16 protein-coding genes, 2 pseudogenes and 1 riboswitch are annotated in these 18,044 nt (G+C 36.5%); of the genes and pseudogenes, 5 read left to right on the top strand and 13 right to left on the bottom strand.

Annotated features, from left to right (window positions below):
- The 4 genes and pseudogenes from BW986_RS24935 to BW986_RS24920 all read right to left on the bottom strand — a co-directional run.
- Nucleotides 1-490, bottom strand: a pseudogene (locus BW986_RS24935) (spore germination protein); the annotation flags it as partial.
- Nucleotides 491-891: 401 nt separating this feature from the next.
- Nucleotides 892-1,137, bottom strand: a complete 246-nt coding sequence (locus tag BW986_RS24930) for a hypothetical protein (RefSeq protein WP_076371856.1) — start codon at nt 1,135-1,137, stop codon at nt 892-894.
- 61 nt (nt 1,138-1,198) lie between these two features.
- Nucleotides 1,199-1,812 (bottom strand): annotated as a pseudogene (locus BW986_RS31435) (IS110 family transposase); the annotation flags it as partial.
- A gap of 546 nt (nt 1,813-2,358) precedes the next feature.
- The gene (locus tag BW986_RS24920; protein WP_076371854.1) at nt 2,359-3,105 is read right to left on the bottom strand and encodes a YqjF family protein; all 747 of its coding nucleotides are present in this window, start codon (nt 3,103-3,105) and stop codon (nt 2,359-2,361) included.
- 209 nt (nt 3,106-3,314) lie between these two features.
- On the opposite strand from BW986_RS24920, the gene BW986_RS24915 reads away from it, so the two are divergent.
- Complete coding sequence (locus BW986_RS24915; RefSeq protein WP_076371852.1) at nt 3,315-4,727, top strand: FMN-binding glutamate synthase family protein; 1,413 nt, start codon at nt 3,315-3,317, stop codon at nt 4,725-4,727.
- Nucleotides 4,728-5,042: 315 nt separating this feature from the next.
- Here BW986_RS24915 and BW986_RS24910 read toward each other — a convergent pair whose 3' ends face one another.
- Nucleotides 5,043-5,984, bottom strand: a complete 942-nt coding sequence (locus BW986_RS24910) for an aldo/keto reductase (protein ID WP_076371850.1) — start codon at nt 5,982-5,984, stop codon at nt 5,043-5,045.
- A gap of 131 nt (nt 5,985-6,115) precedes the next feature.
- Here BW986_RS24910 and BW986_RS24905 point away from each other — a divergent pair, with 131 nt between their 5' ends.
- Nucleotides 6,116-6,784 (top strand): TetR/AcrR family transcriptional regulator, encoded by a 669-nt coding sequence (locus BW986_RS24905; RefSeq protein ID WP_076371848.1) that lies wholly within the window; start codon nt 6,116-6,118, stop codon nt 6,782-6,784.
- Between the two features lie 208 nt (nt 6,785-6,992).
- Here BW986_RS24905 and BW986_RS24900 read toward each other — a convergent pair whose 3' ends face one another.
- The 3 genes from BW986_RS24900 to BW986_RS24885 all read right to left on the bottom strand — a co-directional run bounded on the left by BW986_RS24900 (nt 6,993) and on the right by BW986_RS24885 (nt 10,057).
- Nucleotides 6,993-7,202, bottom strand: a complete 210-nt coding sequence (locus BW986_RS24900; RefSeq protein WP_076371846.1) for a hypothetical protein — start codon at nt 7,200-7,202, stop codon at nt 6,993-6,995.
- Nucleotides 7,203-7,250: 48 nt separating this feature from the next.
- Nucleotides 7,251-7,454, bottom strand: coding sequence for a helix-turn-helix transcriptional regulator (locus tag BW986_RS24895; RefSeq protein WP_056522061.1), 204 nt, complete (start codon nt 7,452-7,454; stop codon nt 7,251-7,253).
- Nucleotides 7,455-8,230: 776 nt separating this feature from the next.
- Nucleotides 8,231-10,057 (bottom strand): APC family permease, encoded by a 1,827-nt coding sequence (locus tag BW986_RS24885; protein ID WP_076371842.1) that lies wholly within the window; start codon nt 10,055-10,057, stop codon nt 8,231-8,233.
- 153 nt (nt 10,058-10,210) lie between these two features.
- Nucleotides 10,211-10,353, bottom strand: a riboswitch (cyclic di-AMP (ydaO/yuaA leader).
- A 627-nt stretch (nt 10,354-10,980) separates the two neighbouring features.
- On the opposite strand from BW986_RS24885, the gene BW986_RS24880 reads away from it, so the two are divergent.
- Nucleotides 10,981-12,273, top strand: a complete 1,293-nt coding sequence (locus tag BW986_RS24880; protein ID WP_464683591.1) for a TrkH family potassium uptake protein — start codon at nt 10,981-10,983, stop codon at nt 12,271-12,273.
- 25 nt (nt 12,274-12,298) lie between these two features.
- Complete coding sequence (locus tag BW986_RS24875; protein ID WP_076371838.1) at nt 12,299-12,955, top strand: potassium channel family protein; 657 nt, start codon at nt 12,299-12,301, stop codon at nt 12,953-12,955.
- Between the two features lie 117 nt (nt 12,956-13,072).
- Here the strand turns inward: BW986_RS24875 and BW986_RS31350 are convergent, their stop codons facing one another.
- Nucleotides 13,073-13,246: a YolD-like family protein gene (locus BW986_RS31350; RefSeq protein WP_397223073.1), complete on the bottom strand. Its 174-nt coding sequence runs from the start codon at nt 13,244-13,246 to the stop codon at nt 13,073-13,075.
- Nucleotides 13,247-13,805: 559 nt separating this feature from the next.
- Between BW986_RS31350 and BW986_RS24865 the strand changes: the two genes are divergently transcribed.
- Nucleotides 13,806-14,009, top strand: coding sequence for an alpha/beta-type small acid-soluble spore protein (locus tag BW986_RS24865; protein WP_076371836.1), 204 nt, complete (start codon nt 13,806-13,808; stop codon nt 14,007-14,009).
- Between the two features lie 231 nt (nt 14,010-14,240).
- Here BW986_RS24865 and BW986_RS24860 read toward each other — a convergent pair whose 3' ends face one another.
- From BW986_RS24860 to BW986_RS24845, 4 genes are all read right to left on the bottom strand, one after another.
- Nucleotides 14,241-14,648, bottom strand: coding sequence for a GNAT family N-acetyltransferase (locus BW986_RS24860; protein ID WP_076371834.1), 408 nt, complete (start codon nt 14,646-14,648; stop codon nt 14,241-14,243).
- A gap of 186 nt (nt 14,649-14,834) precedes the next feature.
- The gene (locus tag BW986_RS24855) at nt 14,835-15,452 is read right to left on the bottom strand and encodes an NUDIX hydrolase (RefSeq protein WP_076371832.1); all 618 of its coding nucleotides are present in this window, start codon (nt 15,450-15,452) and stop codon (nt 14,835-14,837) included.
- Nucleotides 15,453-15,795: 343 nt separating this feature from the next.
- Entirely contained in the window at nt 15,796-17,154 is a 1,359-nt protein-coding gene (locus tag BW986_RS24850) for a GntP family permease (RefSeq protein WP_076371830.1), read from the bottom strand.
- A gap of 13 nt (nt 17,155-17,167) precedes the next feature.
- Nucleotides 17,168-18,016: a class II fructose-bisphosphate aldolase gene (locus BW986_RS24845; protein WP_076371875.1), complete on the bottom strand. Its 849-nt coding sequence runs from the start codon at nt 18,014-18,016 to the stop codon at nt 17,168-17,170.
- Between the last annotated feature and the right edge of the window lie 28 nt (nt 18,017-18,044).

The raw sequence follows: 18,044 nt of genomic DNA, 5'->3' as shown, positions 1-18,044 counted from the left end.
CTAGCAACATCTCCCAAATAAACGATAAAGACCTTTGACTTTCCGCGAACACCGACTGTAAGTTCCTTTATGATCAATTCTCGGTTAGGAATATACCTTCGCAACATTGCTACATTCTGACTTCCGGTCTCTACAAATCCCTGGTGGGCACCTTTCAGTGATGTTTCTAACTTCGGATCTTCAATCGCTCTTTGAGGCCAGCCTTTTGTATCCAAAAGAAACGCTTTAGTTTCCCCTTGATGAATAAGGCGCTGTCACCTGCAAAAAGTGCATTTTCAATGGATTTCCATGAATGGACGTGTTCAACATCCCCTACAGTGGTAGGCAATCCCTTCTTTGGGTCGAAAGAGGATTGCATCACGGCACTCAGAACGTTATTGCTTATTGAATTTTTATCTGTTAAACCATCTACGTATACTAAAGCTGCCTTTGTTCCCATTCCGGCGAATTCGAAGTGGCGAATCACCAAATCCGGAGCATGGTGAAACATCTGCTGAAGTACTTGTATATTCATCGATAAATCAGGATACAGCGGATAATGATCTATCGAACTAAGTTTTTCTGAATAAACATTTTGGTTTGTTTGCTGGTATTTTGAATAACGTTTCCATTTAAATAAACCGGAGAAAAAAATATGAACCGCCCCACCCTTCTCTCAGATTTATCATTTCTCGCATAAGAAGAAATATACTCTATGTTGTAAAAAAATAGACTATGACGGAAGCAAGTAAAACGTACGCCAGAATTAAAAACCGTTTTAATTATCTTTGGAACAAAATGGAGTTTAACTTTAAAATTGTAATTTAAACACCTAAGAATAAAGAAAGCCTACGATCCTTGCTATTTAAGGAAGTAGGCTTTCTTTGATTTCAGTTATTTTTTGGCTTTTCTCTATTTTTCAAATGGAATTCGGAGTTCTTCGTCTTGATATATGGAATAAGTCGTTCCTGCGCTTTCCATTTCTGAGCATTGTTCATTACTGCAAGCAAACAGATAGGTTTGTATATCAGTACGGACACTTACTCCAAAATAGTAGGGGAACATTCCACCTTTATTTTTATTCATGTTTGCATCGATAGCAATAATATTCTCTTTTTCTGCTAACTTTTTATACTCTTTGCTCTCAACTGTTTTCATCACCATTTCACTTAAAATAGCTGTTCACTTTCGGACGGTTCATACGCTTTTTCAAAAATAAACAGAACTCTATAACACTCTCTGCTAGCTTACTTTCCCCGGCTGTTAATATCGCCTCTGAAATGGGATATCCCTTTAATATCAATAAAGAAACCCTTGAATATAGATCCCCAAAAACCTTCCGGTATTCAGGAAACACTTGATCTAAAATGTGTGAAACTGAAGTTTAGCTTCCACATACATATTCGTTACGATTTCCTGTTGTCTTGACAGATTCCGAAGGTCTAATAGCTGAATTCCTCTAATTTTATGAGGTTCAAAATCCTCTTTGTCAGCACACACAACTGGTACGCATCGATAGCGTCTGTTTTTACCTTCCGTAAACTGGTCTTCTTTGCCTGATAAGAATTAATCGGATTTAGTAAGATATATAGAATTCCTTCTTCCTCCAAGTATTGAATAACAGGAGTATGGTAATGCCCTGTAGATTCTAAAATGACATAGGCATCTGCCTTTTCACCTCTTCAACCTCTTTTAAAAAGACAAAAAAAAATGATCTAATTCCTCTTTGATGTGCTTCATTGAAAAGCTCGTCCCATACGGTTTAGATTGATCTAAAAATGCCTGAACTTGACTCTCTCCTTTTGCCACATCCAGACCAACAACTGGATTCATTGTTTTCCCCTCCTCACTTACTTACCAGTAAAAAACAGCAAGTTGATTTCCTGTATATTTTCCTTGTGAAAAAACATCTACAATTGAATAATTAATTTTCCCCATTATTTCTATATAAACAAACCATTTATTTCTTTTTAAGATAAGTAAAAAACATATCCCATTTTGGCAGCTTTTTTATAGTGCTAACGGGGCAGAATTGTTGAATACCCTCAGCAACTTCACTAATTGAAGTAAAGCACCCGATAGTTAAATAAAGCTGCCTTAAAGTCAACTCCGATCTTAAGCTAAGTGTTGAATTCAAATAAAGTTTGATTAAAAATACCTCAGACAATATTTAATGATTTTTATGAATTTTGCGGTGGGGTTCAAAATTACTTACACGATATGTGTTATTTTATAATATTTAAACGACCATTAGGGGATTACTCATTAAATAAAATGGATTCTTTTTTATTTGCATTCCGATCACATTTAAGTTTTAGATGTGAGGGATAAATTAAGTGAAGTTTCTTAATCCCCGAATTTAAAAGGAATCTTTTTACACTAGAACCGTGTTTTCTTAATATTCCATATAAGTGTATCAACACCTTTAGAGAAATGAAACAGCGGTTTGACTTCAGTAAGGTCAAAATTAAAGGGAGTAAAAAGTGTATTCGTACATATCCCTACTTCTACTTTTTGTAGCGGCCAAGGACGGTGGTGTATTTCTCCGCAATAGATATTGACTCCATTATCCGTACTATACAAGCAATATCTCTCTGTGAGCCAATGGTCTAAAGTTCCTTTTTTAGGAAAATGAACTTCTGGTATTGGAGCGTACTTTGCATTAAATCTAATTGGAGTATTTGTTTTTCCTTTACGAATACTTTGACAATGAAAGGTTTTTCCTTTTTTTTCTAAATAAATTTGTGCAGAATAATAGGGCAAACGAAACCATTTCTTGGCTATTGTATAGGAAGTCCAGTCCTCAACGTCAAGAGACATGAAAAAGATACCGGGTTTACCATCACATTGAACATATGTCCTTACATTGATTTCTGAAAATTTAGGGGTTAGTGATACAGATGGCAATCCACGAGGATAAATTCCCTCCATAACGAAGAGAATAACTCCCAACCAGGCATATCCATCAAAGGTGTCAATTTCTAAATGAGGAGGAATATGCGGCCTTAGTGTTTCAGCTGGAATAGGCCAATGGATAAACAAGAGATTTCTCCAAGATTGTCGCATAATCCACTTATTTGAAGGTATTGGCCAAGGACGGTGAGCGTTATCATCTAGTAAGTTCATGAAAAGTATCTCCTTTATATCTACTTAGTTAAGGGCTGAAAAAAACTCAGAAAATCATTTGATGTTGCTTGTATTTTCAATTGCTCTCTGCATTGGCTTTCACCCTATAAAGTTGTGAGTGATATCTTTATAAAATAACAAAACTTTCCTTTTCAGGAAACAGTAATAATATTGAGGTGTTAAATTAATTTGATAGTGGAGAAGTGAATATGTCGAACATCCTATCGTATTTATCTTTTGTAATGGTTGCAATAATATTTGTCCTATTTTTATTCATGCTTATTGGTTGGCGTTGGATAATGAAACGTTTAGTTAAGAAAATGGGGAAAATCATTTTAACCGACAGCTATCAAGAAAATATTATGGAGTTGATGCCAGGACTAAGGCATATGGGCGTTCAAAATATGCTTGAAAATAGCTTACGTGCAGAAACAGGCGACGTCCTGCATCGACCACTTGGCTCTTCAAAAAAATGGCCGCATTTGGATCCCATTACCTTTATCCCTGCACAAACGACACCATTTCCTATTGATGGTGAAGAAGACGTTGATGTTAAGGTGACCATTGGACCAAAAGCAAAAAAACCAATGAAAATAAAAATTCCTCTTATGATTACAGGGATGGCCTATGGTATTGCACTTAGTGAACAAACAAGGCTATCTTTGGCAGAAGCAGCAAAAAACGTAGGAACCGCGATTAATTCCGGAGAAGGCGGAGTAATACCCGAAGAATTAGATAAAGCAGGAAAATATATTTTACAGTTTTCAAAAACAGAATGGTCAAAGGAAGAAGAGCTTATTAAGCGTGCCGACATGATTGAAATTAAGTTCGGACAGGGCGCACTAGCTGGGATGGGTGGAAAAATTTCACCCGAAAATTTAACAGGTCGGGCTCGTGAAGTGATGGGGCTTAAAGAAAATGAGGATGGAGTCATTTTTGAACATTTTTTTGAAAATCAAACATTGAAAGATATTAAAAACCTTGTTAATGAACTTCGGAGCATAACTGGTGGTGTTCCCATTGGTGTAAAAATGGGGGCAGGTGGAAAAATCGAAGATGATATAGATCATTTAATTGAACTCGGTGTTGATTTCATTACGATTGACGGCGGCCAAGCAGCCACACACGGTGCCCCCCCCATTTTATCCGATGACATGGGAATACCAACATTGCATGCAGTTGTCCGGGCTGTTAATCATTTAGAAAAGAGAAAGATGAAGGGACAAATTAGTTTAATTGTCTCAGGAGGGCTATTAGTACCTGGGCACTTTTTAAAAGTACTTGCACTCGGTGCTGATGCTGTTTATGTAGGATCTGCCATATTATTTGCTGTCTCACATAGTCAAGCATTGAATGCTCTTCCCTTTGAACCACCTACACAAGTTGTTTGGAATCAAGGTAAATTCAAGGATCAATTTAAGATAGAAGATGGAGTAAAAGCAGCAGAGAAATTCTTTACAGCAAGTATAGAAGAAATGAAAATGGCATTAAGAGCGATGGGGAAACGTTCCTTAAAGGAGTTGTCAAAAAAAGATTTAGTTTCCTATGATGAATTGACTGCTAAAATGATTGGAATTCCCTTTTCATTTGAACCTTGGGAAGACATACAAAAAGAGAAATAATTGAATGTGTATAGATAGCAAATTCAAAATATCCAGATTGATACGATCACATGTTATATTTTGGTAAGGTGAGTTTGACCTTTGATATTAAAAGGACCACACATTTTTAATATGTCTAATTTGTGGTCCTCTTACCTATTCGTTAGTTTAAGTGCTTTTTTTCACAATCTTTCTAATAATCCCAACAAAATTATCCTATAAAAAACATCTCATCAAAGATTACATAGAAGAGAGATGTTTTTTATCAAACTTTTTTTAAAAGCTACAAGATGAGAATTAAAGAAAAATATCATTCCTTAATAGGACTTGCTAATTTTAATAACGGGTGCCGTTTACTGCACTTTCAGGACTAACCTTATCTAATCGAGCTAAGTCTTCATCTGTTAATTCGATTTCTGCAGCTTTAACGTTTTCTTCTAAATATTTCACACGCTTTGTACCTGGAATTGGTACAGCACCTTTAGCCATTGTCCAAGCGATTGCAAGTTGTGGTACACTCATGCCTTTTTCTCTTGCCATTTCTTCAAGTTTCGTAACAATATCCACGTTTTTCTGGAAGTTTTCTTTTTGGAAGCGTGGTAAAAAACGGCGCATATCGTCTGGTGCAAGGTCTTCATATTTGCGTAATTGACCAGAAATAAAGCCACGGCTCAGTGGACTATATGCAACGTGTGTCATTCCTAATTCACGAACTGTCGGTAAAATATCCGCTTCAATATCTCGGCTCCATAATGAATATTCAGTTTGTAAAGCTGCCATCGGATGTACTGTGTTAGCACGATGGATTTGTTCAGAATTTGCTTCAGATAGTCCTAAATAAAGTACTTTACCTGCTTGTACTAAATCTGCCATCGCACCAACTGTTTCCTCAATCGGTACATTTGGATCAACGCGGTGCTGATAGTAAATATCTATATAATCTAAATTTAAACGCATTAAGCTTTCATCAACGGCTTTTTTCACATAGTCCGGATGACCACCTACAAATTGCCAATTTGGACCGAAGCCAAATTTTGTTGCAACAATTGCTTGATCACGTCTCCCTGCTAACGCTTTTCCTAATAGCTGCTCGTTATGCCCGTTGCCATACGTATCTGCTGTATCTAGTAAATTGATGCCTAGCTCTAATGCACGGTGGATAGTTTTGATTGATTCCTCATCGTTAATTTCACCGTAAACACCTGGCGACATCCCCATCATACCAAGTCCCATTGCTGAAATTTCTAAATCTGTATTACCAAGTTTTATTTTTTTCATATCGTTCACTCCTCGTGAAAATTTAAATTACAAACACAACATAACACACAATAGACAAAAAGTGTATTTTTTGTCTATTGTGTGTTAGAAATTATTTTTTGTTATACTAAATATATTGAGGAGGCTTACAGATGGAACATGAAGAAGTACTATTATTGAAACGTAGAGAAATGCAAGATAAATTGATTTTTAAACTGATTGGTAAAATCCGAAAAAGTGGTTTTCAACATTTAAAAATGGAAGACATCGCTAAACTTATGGATGTTAGTCGAGCGACTTTATATAAATACTTTTCAAATAAAGAAGAAATTATTGGGCGATTTACGGATGGTCTGATTACGTATATAAAGGGAATGGAAAATACGGAGCAGGAATTTAATTTTTATAATGGATTCCAGCAACACTTTGAACAATCGGTTTCATTAGCACTGCTTATTACCGATGAATTTTTACAAGAGCTTAAAAACACATATCCTGATATATATGTAAAGCTTACGGTTGAACTAAATAAAAGAAATGAACAGCTAAAAGCATATTATACAAAAGGGATGGAGCAGAATGTGTTCAACAAAATTAATCCAACCATCATAATCTTACAAAATCATTTATTTAATACATTATTTGATCCGAAATATTTAATGACAAATCAACTGACAATTGATCAAGCACTGCGTGATTTTTATCACTTACAAAAGGTTCAACTATTTCTTCCGCAACACGTATTAAAAGTGAATGATGATCTAATGGAACCCAAGATCAACTATCTAACACAAAAAATCACTAATATTCTTTACACATAATAAATGCCATTCATACGCTTTATTGTATGGATGGCATTTTTGTGTAGACTGTATCCTATTGACTATAAGAAACTTTATTTGACGGAAATGCATGGATTTTATAAATTTCTTATTAAACTAACCTGCCCCGTATCTTCAGCTAACGCACCTGTTTGTTTAAGTGATTTCATTCACAATATTTCAGTGGAAAATTGAAAATTCTTATATATTACTTATTCAAAATAAATACGATAATCCCTATAATAATACACAGAATTCCACTCAAAAATTGCCCTAATCCTGAAGCTTCTCCCATTAGCAGTAAATTGAATATGTTTTTACTCTTTTGGTTTTTTCCAAATAAGCCATCATCTGTTTTCATACGATAAATACCCCAAACCATTAAAACAGCCCCAAAAATAAATAATACAATAAGCATTTATGTTCCTCCGTTGTTTGTTTAATATGTGCATCTTGGTGAGAAGTATTATTTGTCATCCTCATCAAAAATAAAAGTTTCTTCAATTGATAAATTAAAAACTGAAGCTATTTTATACGCAAGTAGCACAGATGGATTATACTTTTGTTTTTCTAATGAGATGATTGTTCTTGAAGATACACTTACTTTATCAGCTAATTGTTGTTGCGTTATTCCATTTTCTATTCGCAATTCTTTTACTCTATTTTTCATATATCCTCCGAATTAAAGGACAAGATTGTAATACTTTCTAGACCCAATTTGACTAATCATTAATGATACTAAGACAACAAATAATGCAGTATTTGTTGGGATAACGACAAAATTAGTTATAAACATAAGAATAAAAATTTCGCACATAAGAATATGCAAGGAAAAGCGAGCAACTTTCCCATCAATTAAAGCATCTCTTTCGTCGTACTCCTTCGCTAATTCCTTTTCTAGTGATTTATTCTTACGGGATGTAATGTAAGAAATTGTTGAGTACAACAAAATTATTCCACCTAGGAATACTATGATATAACCAAAATTTAATCTTAGTGATGTATCGAGAATTATTTGAATGATTCCCAATATAATTATCACAGTTGAGACTAAAAAACGCTGTATGAATAGATTTTTCAATCATACCTCTCCTAACCAACTTATTCACCTGGAGTGAAGTTTATTTAACATGAAGTTAACTTCATGTGAAGTTGATTTCATGTTAATCTTTTTCAAAACAAATGTCAATGGTAAATAATGATGCTAGAAGTAGCAAAATATTTCATCATTTGAACAATTTTAGTTTTAATAGTGTTCAACTCCCTCAGTATGATAGCTATATCTATCGAATGCTCCCTAACCAGCCCCGATAGTTGCATAAAGAAAAAGCTGCCTTAAAGACAGCTCCGATCTTCAGCTAACGCACCCGTTAGTTCTATAAGAAGTGCTTCTTAACAGCTCTGGTAATTACCTATAGCATTAAGAAGTACAATTATATCAAGTCCTTATTTTTTCAAATGATAAGGTACAGTTGCTACAACCACGTCTCTTCGAAACAGTAAGAAGGCTCGAATAAGAAAACTTGATTGATTGTGAAGTATATTGTGCCAGCCTTTTTTGGGAATAAATTGTGGAATAACTACAGTTACCCGATAATTCCCTTCCCTTGCTTTATTCTCTACAGTATCAACAAATTTTGTAAGTGGGTTGATGATACTTCTGTAATGAGAGTGTAGTGTCACCAGTCTTACTTCAGGTTGCCATTTCTTCCATTTTTCTTCAAATTTCTTCTCGTCTTCTCTTTCGAATGCAACATACACTGCAATCATTTGTTGCGGAGAAAGCGATTTAGCATAATTTAAGGTATTCTCTACAACATGAGTCATGCCAGCAACAGGCACTATCATAACATTACCGTCAATGGTCGCAGATGGTTCACAAGTTGTAAGCCTAAGTTGGTCTCCAACAGCTTCATAATGCATTCTAATTCTATGAAAGACAAAGACAATGATAGGTAGAAAGATTAAGATTGACCAAACCTGTGAGAATTTTGTTAAAAAGAATATTAATGTGACGGTTAAGCTAATAACGGCGCCCGTAGTATTAATAATGAATTTTGGTACCCACCCATGCGGCTTCTCTCGTAACCATTTAACCATCATGCCCGATTGAGATAAAGTAAATGGAACAAATACACCAACTGCGTAAAGTGGGATAAGATGCTCCGTTTCTGCCTGGAAAGCAAGGATTAAAATGATTGAAGCAATTCCAAGTATGATAATCCCATTAGAATATCCTAATCGGTCTCCTCTCATTAGAAACGCCCTTGGAATAAACTTATCCTTTGCAAGATTTACTGCCAACAATGGAAAAGCAGAATAACCAGTGTTCGCAGCAAGGATTAATATCAATGCTGTGGTTCCTTGTATAAAGAAGTACATGAAATTCCGCCCGAAGGTTTCTTCGGCAATTTGGGAAACAACGGTTACCTCTCCACTTGGAGTAATACCATAATAATAGGCTAAAAATACAATTCCTGAAAATAGTATGGCAAGCAAAGCTCCCATCGCCATTAATGTTTTAGCAGCATTATTAGGTGCTGGGTCTTTAAAGTTAGGAATGGCATTCGATATGGCTTCCACCCCTGTTAAGGCGGAACTTCCTGAAGCAAACGCCCTTAAAAGAATAAACAAACTGATTCCCGTCACAGGTGTACCTATTTGGGTGTGCAATTCAGGCGAAACTCCTCCAGTTAGAATATTAAAAATACCCACACCAATTAAAATTAACAACGCTAAAACGAATAAGTAAACGGGGTAGGCTAATATTGAAGCAGACTCCGTTACTCCTCTTAAATTCAAAATTGTAATAAAAATGACAAATAAGATAGCAATTTCCACATTAAAGTTGTGTAAAGTGGGAAAGGCAGATGTTAAAGCATCAGTCCCAGCAGACACACTTACAGCAACAGTTAGTATGTAGTCTACCAATAGGGAACCTCCAGCTATTAAACCAGGATTTACACCTAAATTGCTCTTTGAAACCACATACGCACCACCGCCATGAGGATATGCAAAAATGATTTGTCTATAAGACAATATGAGAGCTGTTAAAAGAATTAATACACCAACTGCTATAGGAATTGAATACCAAAATGCTGCTGCACCTACCGTAATCAATACTATCAAAATTTGTTCAGGACCATATGCCACTGATGATAGAGCATCAGAAGAAAGGATTGCTAATGCTTTCTTTTTGTTTAATCTCTGTTCTCCTAATTCATTGGATTTCAGAGGTCGCCCAATTAACATCCTTTTTATAAGTGAAATCATTATTCCAAACCACCCTAATAGTTTTTATGAGTTAATATTTACCTGTACATACAGTATTTACTCAAAAGAGCAATAAAATTTTAAATGAATATAAAAAAGTGCCTACAGAATAGACCTGTAGGCACATCACTTTTCGTGTGTCACAAGCTCCACCTTCCTTCTCATTTAACGCTTACGAGGTTAGCTGTCGGATTCGGACCTTGAGTAGCCCTACCTTTAAAGGATTCACCCCTTGGGTATAGTAACACCCCACAAAAATGGTTCCCCCGTACCTATGGTTTCAGCGATTTAGAAATTGAAACTGTGATTATAATACTCCTGTGTACAGCAATTGTAAATGAATTTCATGTAAAAAAAGGATTAAAACTCAGGAAAACGGATAGGTTAAATAACTACGTTTCTACGATAAAGCAAGAAGGTACGAGTCAGTAACTCGATGGGTTATGAAGAATATATTGTGCCGCCCTTTGGACGTTACTAGATCAATGCCTAAATCGGTACTTTCCAACTCAAGCATCAATGACAAATCACCTGTATCTACGCGTGATTATAAACCGCCGGATTTGGGTAGACACCAAATTATTACTGCATACATGGGAAAAGAAAACGTTGGTCTACTTTTGTTTCCGAATGGAACCGTAGTTTCAGTAATGTTCAGAGTTATCTACATTAAAGGAGAATGGAATGAAGCACAGGTGAAATACTAACCAAATGTCAAATAGTCTCTAATGTTTGTTTTGGGTCAATTTGTAGAAACAGAGTATCTAACAGAAGGCCCTCCTTTTCCTTTGGCAATATTCACATTTCACCGTTCAAATGTACATTTTTGTTTTTTTCGTACCCCTAATAACTAATTTACAGTTAGGATGATGATTAATTTGAAAAAATCAATAGAATTTTTAGATCCACCAAAAATTCTTGTAATGGGCTTTGCCGCCTTGATACTTATTGGTTCATATTTGTTAACTCTCCCAATCTCCACTGAAGATGGGAATGGTCTTTCTTTTCTAAATGCTTTATTTACCTCTACCTCTGCTACATGCGTAACAGGACTTGTCGTAGTTGATACAGAAACGACATTTACCAAGTTTGGAGAGTTAGTAATTTTATCACTCATTCAGGTGGGTGGCCTAGGCTTTATGACATTTGCAACATTTTTCTTCTTCTTATTAGGTAAAAGAATCTCATTAAAAAGCAGATTATTGCTACAAGAATCCTTAAATAACTTCTCTATGGCAGGTGTAGTTAGGTTAGTAAAAAGGATTTTGATATTCACTGCTGTCATTGAAATCCTAGGTGCCGTTATATTATCTATTCGTTTTTCTTTCGATATGCCAATTGGTAAAGCAACCTATTATGGCGTTTTTCATTCGATATCTAACTTCAATAATGCGGGTTTTGATTTAATGGGAGAGTTTAGGAGTCTAACACCTTATGCAGAAGATCCTATCGTAACCCTTACTGTAGCTGCCCTAATAACATTAGGTGGAATTGGTTTTATCGTTATGAATGAACTATACGAATACCATGATACCCATCGGTTATCCGTTCATACCAAAGTTGTATTGATGACTAGCTTAATTCTAACAATAGGAGGGGCCATTTTAATATTCATATTTGAATATGGAAATGCCAAAACGTTACAGCCTTTATCTTACGCTGGAAAAGTATTGTCTTCCTTGTTTCAATCAGTTACTCCGAGGACAGCAGGAGCTAATACTTTAAACATTCCTGACTTAACACAACCAAGTTTGTTGCTTATCATCTTCTTAATGTTCGTTGGGGCTTCTCCAGGCTCGACTGGTGGCGGAATTAAAACCACTACATTAGCCACCCTTATAGGAACTGCTTGGACTCAGATTAAAGGAAAAGAAGATGTAGTTTTATTTCGTCGCCGCATTGTTATTGAAACAATATTTAAAGCATTAACAGTTACTATAATTGGGTTATTTTTAGTATTAACCATTTCCATATTGCTGACCATCACAGAAAATGGTAGAGATTTCTTAATGATATTATTTGAAGCTACTTCGGCATTTGCTACCGTAGGTCTTTCAATGGGTTTAACCCCAGAATTATCTCCTATCGGCCGAATACTCATTATTTTCACTATGTTTGCAGGTAGATTGGGGCCTTTGACTATTGCTTTTGCCATTGCCATGAGGCGTAAACCAGATCCCTTCCGTCATCCAAAAGGCAAAATCATGATTGGTTAATAATAAATGAAGGGGGTGTAAATGAATGTCTAAACGACAATATGCTGTTATTGGTTTAGGAAGATTCGGAACGAGTGTAGCTCTTAGGTTACATACAGCAGGACAAGAGGTCTTGGGAATTGATATTAATGAGGAGAGAGTCGAGGATGCAGAATTGAGCGTTACCCATGCAGTCATGGCGGATACCACTGAAGAAGAGACATTAAAATCCATCGGAATCCGTAATTTCGATTGTGTAATCGTAGCCATAGGAAATGATATGCAATCAAGTATTTTAACTACATTGCTCTTAAAGGAATTAGGGATAAAAAAGGTTATAGCAAAAGCTCTTAATAAAAACCACGGACAGGTGTTAAATAAAGTAGGCGCTGATTGGGTTATCTACCCGGAAAGAGATATGGGTGAACGGGTGGCTAATCAACTCCTATCCCCTAATATGTTGAATTATATAGAACTCTCTAAAGAATACAATATTGAGGAAATCATGATTCCTGTGAGCATGAAAGAAAAAAGTCTCAGGGAGCTTGATTTACGTGCAAAATATAATATAAGTGCTATTGCTATCATTAGTAAGGGTGAGATTATTATCTCTCCATCTCCCGATCAGGTTATCCACGAAGGAGATATGTTACTGATGATTGGTAATAAAGAGGATCTAGCCATGTTTGCAAATATAGATTAATACTTATTGCTTCCGATAAGAAAGAGAAACGTCTTATTATAAAGTTTTAGCTGAGCCTAAACAAAAAATTCAAAAGCTCCTCTCGATTATGAGAAGGGCTTTTTTAATCCTCTATGATCACATCGATAACTTCATCAAACTGAATATATTCAAAGGAACTATTTTTCTTTGAATACGTAATTCTTTCGTGTCAGGGTGTATGTACACACAATATCCATACAAATCATGTGTATTTCCCTCTTTATATAATCTAAAACTTATCGGTAAATGATATTTCATTGCATAATGAATGTTATTTTAAGACTCTTCAACCTGGTATTTTTTTATTTAAGAAATTTATTTAAAGCTTTATGTTCTGGCATTATTAATGCTGCTTGCCATTTAACGAGCCCTCTATCACGAATTAATTGTACTCATAAGAAAAATCTCTCCTTAACATTCATTATATACGAACAAAAAAGCAGGAAAAAATCCCTTCCCCCAATAAGTTCTGGCTAAAGAAATGTTGATTTTTGAACAAATAAAAGAGGCCACTTATTGTTTACAATTGAAGGCTATCCCAAAAAACAAACTTAATACACAGTACGAATATAATTCGCTTGTTGTACTAACCTGCCCCGTTAGTTCTATAAAACAAATTGTAGAGTTGACACAAACTGTGAAGCGAAGAGCCCTCATTCAGAGGACTTGGAAGGGTTCGAAATCCGATTTAAGGGTGAAAAAATCTCTCTTTTCGTGCTGCCTTAAAATTTTCTCCTTCAATCGAAATAAACTATGGATCACGTTCCACCTGAAATGCAATCCATAATTCTATGACTAGCAACACATTACATTCATAGGAGCTGACAACATGGCTAGAAATAACAACAGTAATCAAATAGTAGTTAATGGTGCAGAGCAAGCTCTAGAACAAATGAAATACGAAATCGCTAGTGAATTCGGTGTTACACTTGGCGCTGATACAACATCTCGTGCAAACGGATCTGTTGGTGGAGAAATTACAAAACGTTTAGTGCAAATGGCTGAACAACAATTAGGCGGAAGAACTCGTTAATCGAAATCATATGTAATGTTAGGGATAGTGATTGAACTATCCCTATTTATAATTTTACAAACTTAAAAAAAAGAAACAAAAAAACATCAGTAGCTGTTATTTTGCTATGTCGCAGTACGAATACACTGTGCTTGTGGAGCTATCCTGCCCCTTTAGTTCATTAAGAAAAAGGCTGCCTCAGCAAACTTCCTTATTGAACTAAACATCCGTTAATTAGACAATAAATTAAATTTATCGATTTATATTCTTTGTCATACCAATGGTAAACTTCTCAAATCCAAAAGTTTCATAATATGATTTCAAACTTTCTACACACATAAGTTGAGGAATTACTCGATTTTGCTCACAATGTTCAATTATTCGCTTCAACATTTCTTTGCCGATTCCTTTGGACTGGTAGCTCGGTAGTACACACACTCCACATACAATTCCAGTAATCACACCATCTGAAATAACACGTCCCATACCCACTAACTGTTGTTCATCAAAAGCATAAATTGCATACCAACTTTGATTGCACATTTGTTTCAAATCATTAACTGTTAATTTAAGTGAATTCCATCCTAAAGAATCATATAAGGTTAGTAATTGCTTAAAATTTTCAGGGGGTTCTATTGTATAAAGTATAGTTCTTTCCATACAAGCACCTCCTTGAATTTTTGTATCTTATAGCTTTATATCAATATATAATTTGTATGATTTTCGCATATTTCCTTCTGCAAACCTGCCCCTTTACCTCATAAGAAAAAGAACTGCTGAGGCAACTCCCTTATTGAAGTAAAGCACCCGTTAGTTCTTTAACTGGGGGCACACCCATTTGAAAAATCAATCAAAATAGACAGGTTCTTGTGGATTATGTAAATGTTTAAAAGCCAATTCAATTTGTGATTCTGTATTTCTAGTTATTGATAATGATGGTAGTTCATTTTCAGCAAAAAACTCAACTGCAATCGTTTCTATTCCTTCTTTAGGTTGTCCACCAATTATTTCACATAGGATAAATATTTTATAAACGTGATAAAGTGAAGGAGGGTGTGGATGACACTTCTTATCAAGGACACCTAACAATTTAATTGCTTTAACATCAAACCCTGATTCTTCCTTTACTTCTTTGACTGCAACTTCACTGGGAGTTAATCCTATGTCGCCCCAACCTCCTGGTAAAGACCAATTTCCATCAGTGTTTTCTCTAACCATTAAAATCTTATTATAACTAAAGACAACTGACCTAATATCTACTTTAGGAGTCGCATAACCAGTTTCATTGGCAAACAGATCTTTTATTACTGTCTTGTTCATATCTGTTTGATGCGATAATATTTCAACGCTTATATTTCTTATCAATTCAAATCTTTCCAAGTCATATACATCTTTCGAATAAGTTAATCCCGCCTGTGCAATGGATTGGAGTTGTTTCGCCCATTCAAGCCATTTAGGTTCCATTTATTTCACCACCAATTCAATAATACCTAAATATTACCATAAATCCTTTAGAGTTGATAATTAACCTATTCAGCTAACCTGCCCCTTTAGTTCCATAAGAAAAAGGCTGCCGCAGCAACCCCTGTTATTGAAGTAAAGGAACGTTGTAATTCTTGGAAAGTAGATGTATTTCATCCAAAAGAGAACAATTCAAAAAAATGCCACCCTTTCTATATAATTCTACAGAAAGAGTAGCATTTACGTCATTTTAGGTACAAATTCACCTTAACTTGATGGCGATGAGACGATACCTCTATTAGAAAAAAACCGCAGAGAAGAAATTCTTTTTCTGCGGTTTTTCCTATTAAATAAATAAATCTAATATTAACACCATTCCAAAAGCCGCAAAGGCCAAAATAGTTTCCATGACGGTCCATGTTTTTAATGTTTGTATGACCGACATGTTGAAGAATTCCTTAATGAGCCAGAATCCGGAGTCATTTACATGAGACAGCATGATCGAACCAGCTCCAGTAGCTAGTACAAGCAATTCTGGGCTTACCCCTGGCGTAAGTGCCGCGATTGGCGCAACTATTCCAGCAGCAGTCGTCATGGCGACTGTGGCGGAACCCACTGCAGCGCGGATTAAACCGGCAATCATGAATGCCAGTACAATCGGTGAAAGGTGTGCAGCCGTCGCTAGTTCAGCAATTGCTTCACCGACTCCGCTCGCCGTTAGTACTTTGTTAAAACCGCCGCCCGCACCGATTAAGAGGACGATCGACGCAACAGGTCCTAAGCATTCGTTCGTAAACTTCAATATGTCTTTCCCGCTAGATCCTCGGGCAAACCCGAAGGAATAGAAAGAAAAGAGGAGCGAGATTAATAGTGCGACTACAGGGCTTCCAATAAAATCAACAACTTGACGGAACGAGTTTTCAGCTGGGTATCGCAAATCAACAATGGTTGCGAACAGCATCAAAATAACTGGCAGCAAAATCGTAAAAATAGTAATCCCAAAGCCTGGCAGGTCTTTATGCTTCGACTCCGTTAACTGTTCAACAAGTTCTCCTGTTGGCTCAACCTTTATTTTCTTCGAAATATAAGAACCGTAAATTGGACCGGCTAGCGCAGCAGCAGGCAATGCTACAAGCAGTGAAAGAAAAATCGTTTTTCCTAAGTTCGCTTCAAAAATCCCAACTGCAAGCATCGCCGCAGGATGTGGAGGGACAAGGCTGTGCACAACCGCAAGACCTGCTACTAAAGAAAGGCCAATTTTCAAAAGCGGTGTACCTGTGTGTTTTGCAATCACAAATACGAGCGGAATTAGCAGTACAACTCCAACCTGGAAAAAGACTGGAATACCACAGATAAGTGCAACGACCATCATGGCCCAGTGAACGTTTTTCTCTCCGAATACTTTCACAAGTGTTCTGGCGACACGCTCTGCCCCGCCAGATTCGGCCATCATCTTCCCGAGCATCGTACCAAGACCGAGGACAATCGCGATGAAGCCTAGTACACCGGCGACCCCTTCCTGGAAAGCGGTTAGAATATCAGGCATTTTCATACCAGAAATCAATCCCATAAACAACGCAGCAACAATAAGAGCAACAAACGGATTCATATTAAACTTCGCAATTAACACAATTAACCCGACAATCGCAATGACCGCAAATAACAATAAACTAACGTTATGACTTAATCCAAAGATTGAATCCATCCTTCATCCTCCTCTATATCACATCTTGATTTTGCAGCAAACGGACAAATTTTGTCATGACCGGTTCCATTGCTTTTTGCATACCCGCCATTACGTCAGAAAGATGAACTCCCTGCTGGCCTTGTTCATAAGCCTGCTTTAGATAGAAAGCGGCCGCAAGTGATACTTCCGTATTTACATTCACTTTGCATATCCCTTTTGCAACCGCCTGCTTCATAATCTCGTCCGGTGTACCAGATCCACCGTGAAGAACAAGCGGAATGCCAACCGATTGACGAATTTGATCTAAAAGATCAAGATTTATATTCGGTTTTCCCGTATACATTCCGTGCACTGTTCCGATCGATGCCGCCAAAAAATCAACGTCTGTTTCCTCTACAAACTTTTTAGCAGACTGTGGATCGGTCAATGTGCCGTCTCCTTCTTCTTCATCTGAAAAAGCGCCGCGGGCAACTGACCCAATTTCCGCTTCCACACTGACTCCTGCCATATGTGCAATCTCCGTGATTTCTTTTGTAAAGCGTATATTTTCCGCAAGATCATATCTTGAACCATCATACATGACCGACGTAAAGCCGCAACTGATCGCCCGAATAATCGATTCCTTTTCATATGCGTGATCAAGGTGAAGCGCAACCGGAATGGAAGATTTCTCTGCGAGTGTTTTTACCAATGCGGCAAAGCCTTCCACATCAACTGTATCAAAATACCGCTCTCCTAAAGCAATGATAACCGGCTGCTTTTCTGCTTCCGCCACGTGAATCGCTGCCTGCACAGTTTCAAGATTATACACATTAAACGCAGAGACACCGTATCTCCCTTTTTGTGCCGCGGAAAGAATTTCTTTCGTATTGACTAGCATGCCTGTACCGCCCTTCATTTTGTATTCG

Origin of the sequence: Peribacillus simplex (assembly GCF_900156045.1) — a bacterium.
In the GTDB taxonomy this organism is placed as follows: Bacteria; Bacillota; Bacilli; order Bacillales; family DSM-1321; genus Peribacillus; species Peribacillus simplex_D.
Note: the sequence above shows the minus strand (reverse complement) of the source record. Positions and strands in the feature narration are given on the sequence as shown.